This window comes from Streptacidiphilus carbonis (genome assembly GCF_000787775.1).
GTDB lineage: Bacteria > Actinomycetota > Actinomycetes > Streptomycetales > Streptomycetaceae > Streptacidiphilus > Streptacidiphilus carbonis.
Genome location: NZ_BBPM01000018.1, coordinates 73,614 through 85,266, shown reverse-complemented (window position 1 = coordinate 85,266; position 11,653 = coordinate 73,614). Strand labels below are relative to the sequence as shown.

Here is an 11,653-nt window from a genome sequence, read left to right as displayed (position 1 = left end):
GTGACGACCACCAGCTCCAAGGTTGCCATCAAGCCGCTCGAGGACCGCATCGTGGTCCAGCCGCTCGAGGCCGAGCAGACCACGGCCTCTGGCCTGGTCATCCCGGACACTGCCAAGGAGAAGCCCCAGGAGGGCGTTGTCCTGGCCGTGGGCCCGGGTCGCTTCGAGGACGGCCAGCGTCTGCCGCTCGACGTCGCTGTCGGCGACATCGTGCTGTACAGCAAGTACGGCGGCACCGAGGTCAAGTACAACGGCCAGGAGTACCTGGTCCTCTCGGCCCGCGACGTGCTCGCGATCGTCGAGAAGTAAGCAGCAAGCACCGCACTACTGCTCCACCAGCTGACGCTGACCGCAGAGTCGTGACCCCGCCCGGGCCCCCAGTCTTCACTGTGTGAGACCGGGTGTCCGGGCTCGGTTGTTTGAGAGGGAAACCCTAAGCATGGCGAAGATCCTGAAGTTCGACGAGGACGCCCGCCGCTCGCTCGAGCGTGGCGTCAACAAGCTGGCCGACACCGTGAAGGTGACGCTCGGCCCCAAGGGCCGCAACGTCGTCATCGACAAGAAGTTCGGCGCCCCGACCATCACCAACGACGGTGTCACCATCGCCCGTGAGGTCGAGCTCGACGACCCGTACGAGAACCTTGGCGCGCAGCTCGTCAAGGAGGTCGCCACCAAGACCAACGACATCGCGGGTGACGGCACCACCACCGCGACCGTCCTGGCCCAGGCCCTGGTCAACGAGGGTCTGCGCAACGTCGCCGCCGGCGCGGGCCCCTCGGGCCTGAAGAAGGGCATCGACGCCGCCGTCAAGGCCGTGTCGGACCACCTGCTCTCGGTCGCCCGTGAGATCGACGGCAAGGAGGACATCGCCGCCGTCGCCGCGCTCTCCGCGCAGGACCAGCAGGTCGGCGACCTGATCGCCGAGGCGATGGACAAGGTCGGCAAGGACGGTGTGATCACCGTCGAGGAGTCGAACACCTTCGGCCTGGAGCTCGAGTTCACCGAGGGCATGCAGTTCGACAAGGGCTACCTGTCGCCCTACATGGTCACCGACCAGGAGCGGATGGAGGCCGTCCTGGAGGACCCGTACATCCTGATCCACCAGGGCAAGATCTCCTCGATCCAGGACCTGCTCCCGCTGCTTGAGAAGATCCTGCAGGGCGGCTCCAGCAAGCCGCTGCTGATCATCGCCGAGGACGTCGACGGTGAGGCGCTGTCCACCCTCGTGGTGAACAAGATCCGCGGCACCTTCAACGCCGTCGCGGTGAAGGCCCCCGGCTTCGGCGACCGCCGCAAGGCCATGCTCGGTGACCTGGCCACTCTGACCGGTGCCACCGTCATCGCCGAGGAGGTCGGCCTCAAGCTCGACCAGGCCGGTCTGGAGTCCCTGGGCTCCGCCCGCCGGGTCACCGTCTCCAAGGACAACACCACCGTCGTCGACGGCGCCGGTGACTCGTCCGAGGTGGCCGGCCGCGTTGCGCAGATCAAGGCCGAGATCGAGAACACCGACTCGGACTGGGACCGCGAGAAGCTGCAGGAGCGCCTGGCCAAGCTGGCCGGCGGGGTCTGCGTGATCAAGGTCGGCGCTGCCACCGAGGTCGAGCTCAAGGAGAAGAAGCACCGCCTCGAGGACGCCATCTCGGCGACCCGCGCGGCGGTCGAGGAGGGCATCGTCGCCGGTGGCGGTGCCTCGCTCGTCCACTCGCAGAAGGTGCTCGACGGCGGGCTGGGCCTGTCCGGCGACGAGGCCGTCGGTGTCGCGGTGGTCCGCCGCGCACTGGTCGAGCCGCTGCGCTGGATCTCCCAGAACGCGGGCCTCGAGGGCTACGTCATCACCACGAAGGTGGCGGAGCTGGACGAGGGCCAGGGCTACAACGCCGCGACCGGCGAGTACGGCGACCTCATCAAGGCGGGCGTCATCGACCCCGTCAAGGTGACGCGCTCCGCGCTGCAGAACGCGGCGTCGATCGCCTCGCTGCTGCTCACGACCGAGACCCTGGTCGTAGAGAAGCCGGCCGAGGACGAGGGCGACGCCGGGCACGGCCACGGCCACGGGCACAGCCACTAGGTAGGACCCACTCGGGGCGCGGGGAGCTGTCTGCGGCGAGTTCATCCTTCTGGGGTGGCTGGTCGCGCAGTTCCTCGCGCCCCTTGCTGTTGCATAAGTCCGTGCACATGTTTCGGTCTGATGTCATAGACGCGCTTATGCTGGGGGGATGATCGAGGCCCGTCATCTTCGTGTGCTGCGCGCTGTCGCGCGGACCGGTTCGTTCTCCGCTGCCGCGCGGGAGCTCGGGTACACCCAGCCTGCGGTGAGCCAGCAGATGAAGGCGCTGGAGAAGTCGGTGGGGACGCCGCTGGTGGTGCGGGTCGGCCGGGGGGTGCGGCTCAGCGAAGCCGGCGAGGTGCTGGTGCGGCACGCCGCCGGGATCCTGGCCGGGCTCACCGCGGCCGAGGAGGAGTTGGCGGCGATCGCCGGGCTGCGGGCCGGCCGGGTGCGGCTGGTGTCCTTCCCGACGGCGAGTTCGACGCTGGTGCCGGCGGCCGTGGCCGGGGTGCGCGAGGCGCAGCCGGGCATCAGGGTGTCGCTGACCGAGGCTGAGCCGCCCGAGTCGCTGGCGATGCTGCGCGGCGGGGACTGCGAGGTGGCGTTGGCCTTCCGCTATCCGGGACGCGTCACCGAGCTCCATCTGCCGTTGGACGACGGGGGCGGGTCGCGGCGGCAGGCGCGGGCCGAGGCCGTGGTGGAGGCCTCCGTCTCGGCGGCCGCCTGCGACTGGTCCGACCTGGTGGTCCGGCCGCTGCTGGAGGACCGGCTGGTGGGCGTGGTCGCCGCCGGGCACCGGCTGGCCGGGCGCGGCGAGGACGACCCGGTGTTCCTGGCCGAGCTGGCCGACGAGCAGTGGATCGCGGGCTGCCCGCAGTGCCGGGGCCATCTCGTGGACATGTGCGCCGAGGAGGGGTTCGCGCCCCGGATCGACTTCGCAACCGATGACTACCCGGCGGTGCTTGGCCTGGTCGGCGCGGGTCTGGGCGTCGCGGTGCTGCCGGAGCTGGCGCTGGCGTCGGTGCGGTCGGCCGGGGTGGCCGTGGTGCCGCTGGCCTCGGGGGTGTTCCGCGAGGTCGTCGCGCTGACGCTGCCGGACCTGGCGCAGGTGCCGGCGGTGGAGCTGATGCTGGCCCGGCTGGCCCGGGTGCCCGTCCCGGCCCGCTGAGTTGCCCCGGCGCGCTGTGCGCACCGGGGGTGAAGAAACGATTCTTCTGACGTTTCCCCTGGTCAGTGACGGCTGGGCGCCAGGTCTGCCTCTGCCTCTGTCTCTGTCTCTGTGTCGAGGTCGCTGCTCGCGCCTGGACGGTGCCGGGTGCGGCCCAGCAGTTCCTCGCGGTCGTCCTCGGTCAGCCCGCCCCAGACGCCGTACGGCTCGCGTACGGCCAGAGCGTGCGTGGCGCACTCGGTGCGCACCGGGCAACGGGAGCAGACCTCCTTGGCGGACTGCTCGCGGGAGCTGCGTGCTGCCCCTCGCTCGCCCTCGGGGTGGAAGAAGAGGGAGCTGTCGACACCGCGGCAGGCGGCGGAGAGCTGCCAGTCCCAGAGATCGGCGTTGGGGCCGGGGAGGCGGGAGAAGTCTGCCATTGCTGCTCATTCCCTCAGGTCGTGGTGCGGTCCGGTCCTAGTAGATGAAAATATGACTCACATAGATTTAATCGGACAAGAGGCCATCAGCGTTGCATATGTGTCCTACGTTCTGAAAATCTCATAAACCAGACGAAAGGAGCGGTGGCGTGTCCTGCGACTGGGGGTACTCGTTGGGGCTGGAGGTAGGCCGAATGCGGTCGCCACGCCGGGTTCGGCCGTCGGCTGCGGAGCCCTGTGCGACGTGTGCGCGCTGTGTGCGCGGCGCCTGTGCGCCGGAGTGCACTGCGCGGTGGATGATCCGTAACGGGTCGACCACATAGAGTGGTGGAGGCGATCGTCGGGCCCGTAACTCATTCGGGTGACGGTCGTTGGTTGTGCGGAGGCGGTCAGCGGCTCGGACGTCGGGGAAGACGTCTGTCGCCACGGCCGTGCCGGTGACGCTTTGTACCAGCTCGTACCAGCCAGGAGGCTCAACGTGACGCGGATCAGCTGCGGAGGACGGTCATGACTTCCGTTCTCGTCTGTGACGATTCACCGCTTGCCCGGGAGGCGCTCCGCCGTGCGGTCGCGACCGTGCCCGGCGTCGACCGGGTGACCACCGCTACCAACGGTGAGGAGGTGCTCCGCCGCTGGGTGGCCGACCGGTCCGACCTGGTCCTGATGGATGTGCGGATGCCCGGCCTCGGCGGTGTCGAGACCGTGCGGCGGCTGCTCTCCGCCGACCCCGGCGCCCGCATCATCATGCTCACCGTCGCCGAGGACCTCGACGGTGTGGCACTCGCGGTGGCCGCCGGCGCGCGGGGCTACCTGCACAAGGACGCCTCACGGGCGGAGCTGCGCGCCACGGTCACCCAGGCGCTCGCCGACCCGACCTGGCGGCTCGCGCCCAGGCGGCTGCGGTGCGCCGAGATGGGTGCCGCGCCGACGCTGACGGCGCGTGAGATCCAGGTGCTGGAGGGGATGAGCCACGGGCGCAGCAACGCCGAGATCGGCCGCGAGCTGTTCCTGTCCGAGGACACCGTCAAGACCCACGCCCGGCGACTGTTCAAGAAGCTCGGCGCCTCCGACCGGGCCCACGCCGTGGCCCTCGGTTTCCGTTGGGGCCTGGTGCGCTGACGGTGCTGTGCTGCCCCCGCCCGATGGGCGGGGGAGGGGAGGGTTGCGGGGAATCCCGGCCGAGGGCGCACCATGGAGTACATGGACCGAATGCGGAGTCCGGCGGCCGGTGGGCGGGAGGGGTCAGTGGTGGCGCATAACGTTCCGATGCACAAGTCGGGGTGCGGTGCCGCGTTTTCCTCTGCGACCAGGCACCATGGACCGGTGCATGACGACGAAGTGACCACCGCGGCGGGCGGCGGCCGGAGCAGCGGTGGGGCCCCTGTGCCCATCGGTGCGCTCGTGGTCCGTGCGGTCGGCGGCGACGCCGAGGCCACCGACGAACTGCTGGCCCGGGTCCATCCGCTGGTGCTCCGCTACTGCAGGGCCCGGCTGGTCCGGCTGCCCGGGGGCGCCCGGCACCATGTGGACGACGTGGCGCAGGAGGTGTGCCTCGCGGTGCTGTGCGCGTTGCCGCGCTACCGCGACCAGGGGCGTCCGTTCGAGGCCTTCGTGTACGGGATCGCCGCGCACAAGGTGGCCGATCTGCAGCGGGCGGCGATGAAGGGGCCGGGGCAGTCCGTCTTCCTGGCCGAGGACCTGCCGGAGACCCCTGACGACGCGCTCGGTCCGGAGGAGCGGGCCTTGCTGAGCAGCGAGGCCGCGTGGGCGCGGGAGCTGCTCGCCTGCCTGCCGGCTCGGCAGCGGGAGCTGGTGCTGTTGCGGGTGGCCGCGGGGCTCACTGCCGAGGAGACGGGCGAGGTTCTGGGGATGTCGGCGGGGGCGGTGCGGGTCGCCCAGCACCGGGCGTTGAGTCGGCTTCGTGCGTTGGCTCTGGGTGGGCCTGAGGGGCTGTCCGCGTAACGGTTCGCGTGGGTGCGCGGCTGGGCGCGCAGTTCCCCGCGCCCCTGGTGGGTGTGGCGCTAAGCACATGGGGTGGTTGTGGCGCAAGAGGGCTTTCTGTGTACCGGTAGACTCAAGTATCGGTGCCTAAGCTGCCTTGCTGGAAGGCCCCCGGTGGCGCCGACGTCGAGTGGTTGATCGGGTCGGTACGGGAAGGTGCCCCAATGTCTTTGAATGCCGCAGGTGTCCCCGAGAAGTTTGCGATGCTCGGGCTCACCTACGACGACGTCCTGCTGCTCCCCGGAGCCTCCGAGGTGCTGCCGAACATGGTGGACACCTCGTCACGGGTGTCGCGCAACGTGCGGGTGAACATCCCTCTGCTGTCCGCCGCGATGGACAAGGTCACCGAGGCGCGGATGGCGATCGCGATGGCCCGCCAGGGCGGCGTCGGCGTGCTGCACCGCAACCTCTCCATCGAGGACCAGGTCAACCAGGTCGACCTGGTGAAGCGGTCCGAGTCCGGCATGGTCACCGATCCGATCACGGTCAGCCCCGAGGCCACGCTGGCCGAGGCCGACGCGCTCTGCGCCAAGTTCCGGATCAGCGGCGTGCCGGTGACCGACCCCGCCGGGCGGCTGCTGGGCATCGTCACCAACCGCGACATGGCCTTCGAGTCGGACCGCAGCCGCCAGGTGCGGGAGGTGATGACCCCGATGCCGCTGATCACCGGCGAGGTCGGGATAAGCGGTGAGGACGCCATCGCGCGACTGCGCCGGCACAAGATCGAGAAGCTGCCGCTGGTGGACGCCGAGGGCGTGCTCAAGGGCCTGATCACGGTCAAGGACTTCGTCAAGGCCGAGAAGTACCCGCTGGCCGCCAAGGACGGCGAGGGGCGGCTGCTGGTCGGCGCCGCCGTCGGCGCCAGCGCGGAGTCGCTGGAGCGGGCCCAGGCGCTGGCCGCGGTGGGTGTGGACTTCCTGGTGGTGGACACCTCGCACGGCCACAACAGCAATGCGCTGAGCTGGATGGCCAAGATCAAGTCCGCCGTGGACGTCGACGTGGTCGGCGGCAACGTCGCCACCCGCGACGGCGCCCAGGCGCTGATCGACGCCGGGGTGGACGGGGTCAAGGTGGGCGTGGGCCCCGGCTCGATCTGCACCACCCGGGTGGTCGCCGGTATCGGCGTTCCGCAGGTCACCGCGATCTACGAGGCCGCACTGGCCTGTCGTGAGGCCGGCGTGCCGGTCATCGGCGACGGCGGCCTGCAGTACTCGGGCGACATCGGCAAGGCCCTCGCGGCCGGCGCCGACACGGTGATGCTGGGCAGCCTGCTCGCGGGCTGCGAGGAGTCCCCCGGTGAGCTGCTGTTCATCAACGGCAAGCAGTTCAAGTCCTACCGCGGCATGGGTTCGCTGGGCGCCATGCAGTCCCGCGGCCAGGCCAGGTCCTTCTCCAAGGACCGCTACTTCCAGGGCGACGTCACTTCCGACGAGAAGCTGATCGCCGAGGGCATCGAGGGCCAGGTGCCCTACCGCGGCCCGCTGTCGGCGGTGCTGTACCAGCTGGTCGGCGGCCTGCGGCAGACCATGGGCTATGTCGGCGCGGCCACCGTCGCCGAGATGGAGTCCAAGGGCCGCTTCGTCCGGATCACCTCGGCGGGGCTCAAGGAGAGCCACCCGCACGACATCCAGATGACCGTCGAGGCGCCGAACTACCACGGCAAGTAGGCCGGAGCAGGCCGCAACGTCTCACAGAGGGGCCGCCTCGGCGGCCCTTCTGCCGTTGTACGGGATACTGGGGCCCGGCAGTAACAGGTTGAGCGAAGGGCTGGACGTGACCGAGATCGAGATCGGGCGGGGCAAGCGGGGCCGACGGGCGTACGCCTTCGACGACATCGCCGTCGTACCGAGCCGGCGGACCCGGGACCCGAAGGAGGTCTCGATCGCCTGGCAGATCGACGCCTACCGCTTCGAGCTCCCGTTCCTGGCCGCGCCGATGGACAGCGTGGTCTCGCCGGAGCAGGCCATCGTCTTCGGGCAGATGGGCGGCCTGGGCGTGCTCAACCTGGAAGGGTTGTGGACCCGCTACGAGGACCCGCAGCCGCTGCTGGACGAGATCACCGAGGTCAAGGACGAGGCCGTGGCCACCCGCCGCCTCCAGGAGATCTACCGCGAGCCGATCAAGGCCGAGCTGATCGGCCGCCGGCTCAAGGAGATCCGCGACTCCGGCGTGGTCACCGCCGCCGCGCTGTCGCCGCAGCGGACCGCCGAGTTCTCCAAGGCCGTGGTCGACGCCGGGGTGGACATCTTCGTGATCCGCGGCACCACGGTCTCCGCCGAGCACGTCTCCGGCGCGGCCGAGCCGCTCAACCTCAAGCAGTTCATCTACGAGCTGGACGTCCCGGTCATCGTCGGCGGCTGCGCCACCTACACCGCGGCGCTGCACCTGATGCGCACCGGCGCGGCCGGCGTACTGGTCGGCTTCGGCGGCGGCGCCGCGCACACCACCAGGACCGTGCTCGGCATCCAGGTGCCGATGGCGACCGCGGTCGCCGATGTGGCGGCGGCCCGGCGGGACTACATGGACGAGTCCGGCGGCCGCTACGTCCACGTGATCGCGGACGGCGGCGTCGGCTACAGCGGGGACCTGGCCAAGGCCGTGGCCTGCGGCGCCGACGCGGTGATGATCGGGGCGGCGCTGGCCCGGGCCAACGACGCGCCCGGCAGGGGCTTCCACTGGGGCATGGAGGCGGTGCACGAGGAGCTCCCGCGCGGGAAGCGGGTGGACCTGGGCACGGTCGGCAGCACCGCGGAGATCCTGCACGGCCCCTCGCACACCCCGGACGGCACCATGAACCTGTTCGGCGCGCTGCGCCGGGCGATGGCCACCACCGGGTACTCGGAGCTCAAGGAGTTCCAGCGGGTCGAGGTCACCGTGGCGCCCACCGCGCACCACTGACCCACGACTGACCCACCACCGTTGTCCTTCCGTCCACGCCCCCGGCACGTTCCCGTGCCGGGGGCGTGGACGTTTGCCTGCGATTCTGGAGCGAAGCGGCAGACTTGCCGTCAGTAGGTCCTGTCGGAGCACACGGAGGCAGCCTTGCGTAGCGCGAAACTGGGACCGGTCGAGCGGGCGGAGTCGCTGGCCCGCATGGCCGAGCAGGAACTCGACGTGCTGGTGGTCGGCGGCGGGGTGGTCGGGGCGGGGACGGCGCTGGACGCCGTGACCCGCGGTCTCGCGACCGGGCTGGTCGAGGCCAGGGACTGGGCGTCGGGGACGTCCAGCCGTTCCAGCAAGCTGATCCACGGGGGGCTGCGCTACCTGGAGATGCTGGACTTCGCCCTGGTCAAGGAGGCGCTGAAGGAGCGCGGCCTGCTGCTGGGGACGCTGGCGCCGCACCTGGTGAAGCCGGTGCCGTTCCTCTACCCGCTGCAGCACCGGGGCTGGGAGCGGCCCTATGTCGGCTCCGGGATCGCGCTGTACGACGCCATGTCGGTCTCCAGCGGCCACGGCCGGGGGCTGCCGGTGCACCGCCACCTCAGCCGCCGCCAGGCCCTGCGGCAGGCGCCCTGCCTGCGCAAGGACGCCCTGGTGGGCGCGGTGCAGTACTACGACGCGCAGATGGACGACGCCCGCTTCGTCACCGCCCTGGTGCGCACCGCCGCCTCCTACGGGGCGCTGGCAGCCAACCGGGCCCGGGTGGTCGGTTTCCTGCGCGAGGGCGAGCGGGTGGTCGGCGTCCGGGTGCACGACCTGGAGCAGGGCGGCGAGTTCGAGGTGCGCGCCCGGCAGGTGGTCAACGCCACCGGGGTGTGGACGGACGAGACCCAGGCGCTGGTGGGCGAGCGCGGACAGTTCCACGTGCGGGCGTCCAAGGGCATCCACCTGGTGGTGCCGCGGGACCGGATCCACTCCTCGACCGGGCTGATCCTGCGCACCGAGAAGAGCGTGCTGTTCGTCATCCCCTGGGGCAGGCACTGGATCGTCGGGACCACCGACACCGAGTGGACCCTGGGCAAGGACCACCCGGCGGCCAGCAGCGCCGACATCGAGTACCTGCTCGACCATGTGAACTCGGTCCTGTCCGTGCCGCTGACCAGGGAGGACGTCGAGGGCGTCTACGCCGGTCTGCGTCCGCTGCTGGCCGGGGAGTCGGACGCGACCTCCAAGCTCAGCCGTGAGCACGTGGTGCAGCACGCGGTGCCGGGGCTGGTGGTGGTGGCCGGGGGCAAGTACACCACCTACCGGGTGATGGCGGCGGACGCGGTGGACGAGGTGGTGCACGGCCTGGACCAGCGTGTTCCGCCGTCCTGCACCGAGCGTGTGCCGCTGGTCGGCGCCGAGGGCTACCAGGCGCTGTGGAACGGCCGGGGCGAGCTGGCCCGGCGCAGCGGGCTGCACGTCGCCAGGATCGAGCACCTGCTGAACCGCTACGGCTCGCTGGCCGAGGAGGTGCTGGCGCTGATCGCCGAGGATCCCACGCTGGCTGACGCACTGTCGGGTTCGGACGACTACCTGCGGGCCGAGGTCGTCTACGCGGCGCGGTTCGAGGGCGCCCGGCATCTCGACGACGTGCTGGCCCGGCGGACCAGGATCTCCATCGAGACCTTCGACCGCGGCACCGCCTCGATGGTGGAGACGGCCGAGCTGATGGCGGGTGAACTCGGTTGGGACAAGGGGCAGGTGGACCGCGAGGTGGAGCACTACCGGAAGCGGGTGGAGGCGGAGCGGGAGTCGCAGACCCAGCCCGACGACCTGACCGCGGACGCGGCCCGGCTGGGGGCGCAGGACATCGTGCCGTTGGGGTAGGGGAGGATTGGTACGTACGTACCGAAGGTGGAGGGGACCTCATCCGGATGACCAACGAGCGTGCCGGTGCCCAGGAGGCCGTGGCCCAGGAGGCCGGGGCCGAGAAGTTCGGCGCCGAGGAGTCGGGCGCTGAGAAGTCGGGCGCTGAGAAGTCGGACGCCGAGAAGTCCGGGGCCAAGGAGCCTGCGGCGCAGGAGCCTGCCGCCCAGAAGCCGACGGCCCAGAAGTCGACGGCCCAGAAGTCGACGGTCCAGAAGCCCGCGGCGGTGCGGACGGCCGGGGCCGGGAGCATCGGCGCCCGGAGGGCCGGGGAGCAGGCCGGCGAGAAGCCCGGGGAGGGCGACGGGGCGGCCGGGCGGCTGCTCGCGCGCCGCTACCGGCTGGCGTCCGTGCTCGGGCAGGGCGGCATGGGCACGGTCTGGCGGGCCAAGGACGAGATGCTGGGCCGCGACGTCGCGGTGAAGCAGCTGCGGTTCGCGGCCGGTGTGGACGAGGACGAGCGGCGCCGGCTGGTGGCCCGCGCCCTCACCGAGGCCAAGGCGATCGCCCGGATCCGGCACACCGCCGCCGTCACCGTCTACGACGTGGTCGAGGAGGACGACCGGCCGTGGATCGTGATGGAGCTGGTCGAGTCCCGTTCGCTGAGCCAGGTGATCCGCGAGGACGGGGTGCTGACCCCGCGCCGGGCCGCGGAGATCGGCCTGGACCTGCTGGGCGTCCTGACCGAGGCGCACCGCTCGGGCATCCTGCACCGCGACGTCAAGCCGTCCAATGTGCTGATCGGCCACGACGGAAGAGTGGTGCTGACCGACTTCGGCATCGCCCGGGTGGAGGGCGACCCCTCGGTGACCTCCACCGGGATGCTGGTCGGCGCGCCCTCGTACATCTCGCCGGAGCGGGCCCGGGGCCGGGTCCCCGGTGCCCCGTCGGACCTGTGGTCGCTCGGCGCGACGTTGTACGCGATGGTCGAGGGGCATCCGCCCTACGACAAGGGCTCGGCGCTGTCGACGCTGACCGCGGTGATGACCGAGGAGCTGACGCCGCCGAAGAACGGCGGGGCGCTGGTCCCGGTGATCGAGGGGCTGCTGCGCAAGGACCCGGACGACCGGCTGACCGAGGCCGGGGCCCGGCGGATGCTGCGGGCCGTGCTGGACGCGCCGGACGAACCCGCGGCGGCCCCGGAGCCGGACCCCGCGCCCACCCGGGTCGAGGCGGCGCCGCCGGTGTCCGCGCCGGCGCCGCCGACCGCGCGATGCAGTCCGTCCC

The 11,653-nt window shown here is 71.2% G+C and carries 10 protein-coding genes; 9 read left to right on the top strand and 1 reads right to left on the bottom strand.

Annotation, left to right across the window (positions count from 1 at the left end; genetic code table 11):
• The 3 genes from groES (at position 1) to TR46_RS16555 (ending at position 3,215) form a co-directional block, all read left to right on the top strand.
• A complete protein-coding gene (gene groES / locus TR46_RS16565; RefSeq protein WP_030251468.1) occupies positions 1–309 on the top strand; it encodes a co-chaperone GroES in 309 nt (102 codons plus the stop codon).
• 130 nt (positions 310–439) lie between these two features.
• The gene (gene groL / locus TR46_RS16560; protein ID WP_042401139.1) at positions 440–2,068 is read left to right on the top strand and encodes a chaperonin GroEL; all 1,629 of its coding nucleotides are present in this window, start codon (positions 440–442) and stop codon (positions 2,066–2,068) included.
• Between the two features lie 148 nt (positions 2,069–2,216).
• A complete protein-coding gene (locus TR46_RS16555) occupies positions 2,217–3,215 on the top strand; it encodes a LysR family transcriptional regulator (RefSeq protein WP_042401137.1) in 999 nt (332 codons plus the stop codon).
• Between the two features lie 62 nt (positions 3,216–3,277).
• Here TR46_RS16555 and TR46_RS16550 read toward each other — a convergent pair whose 3' ends face one another.
• The gene (locus tag TR46_RS16550; RefSeq protein WP_042401133.1) at positions 3,278–3,634 is read right to left on the bottom strand and encodes a WhiB family transcriptional regulator; all 357 of its coding nucleotides are present in this window, start codon (positions 3,632–3,634) and stop codon (positions 3,278–3,280) included.
• Positions 3,635–4,141: 507 nt separating this feature from the next.
• Between TR46_RS16550 and TR46_RS16545 the strand changes: the two genes are divergently transcribed.
• From TR46_RS16545 to TR46_RS16520, 6 genes are all read left to right on the top strand, one after another.
• Positions 4,142–4,753, top strand: a complete 612-nt coding sequence (locus TR46_RS16545; protein ID WP_030251459.1) for a response regulator transcription factor — start codon at positions 4,142–4,144, stop codon at positions 4,751–4,753.
• 204 nt (positions 4,754–4,957) lie between these two features.
• Complete coding sequence (gene shbA, locus TR46_RS16540; protein WP_439654365.1) at positions 4,958–5,596, top strand: RNA polymerase sigma factor ShbA; 639 nt, start codon at positions 4,958–4,960, stop codon at positions 5,594–5,596.
• A gap of 203 nt (positions 5,597–5,799) precedes the next feature.
• Positions 5,800–7,302 carry an IMP dehydrogenase gene (guaB, locus tag TR46_RS16535; protein WP_042401131.1) on the top strand — a complete coding sequence of 501 codons (1,503 nt, stop codon included), beginning with the start codon at positions 5,800–5,802 and terminating at the stop codon, positions 7,300–7,302.
• Between the two features lie 106 nt (positions 7,303–7,408).
• Complete coding sequence (locus tag TR46_RS16530; RefSeq protein WP_042401127.1) at positions 7,409–8,533, top strand: GuaB3 family IMP dehydrogenase-related protein; 1,125 nt, start codon at positions 7,409–7,411, stop codon at positions 8,531–8,533.
• Positions 8,534–8,677: 144 nt separating this feature from the next.
• Positions 8,678–10,387 (top strand): glycerol-3-phosphate dehydrogenase/oxidase, encoded by a 1,710-nt coding sequence (locus TR46_RS16525; RefSeq protein WP_042401124.1) that lies wholly within the window; start codon positions 8,678–8,680, stop codon positions 10,385–10,387.
• Positions 10,388–10,434: 47 nt separating this feature from the next.
• A partial coding sequence (locus TR46_RS16520) for a protein kinase domain-containing protein (RefSeq protein WP_152626532.1) occupies positions 10,435–11,653 on the top strand: 1,219 nt, incomplete at its 3' end.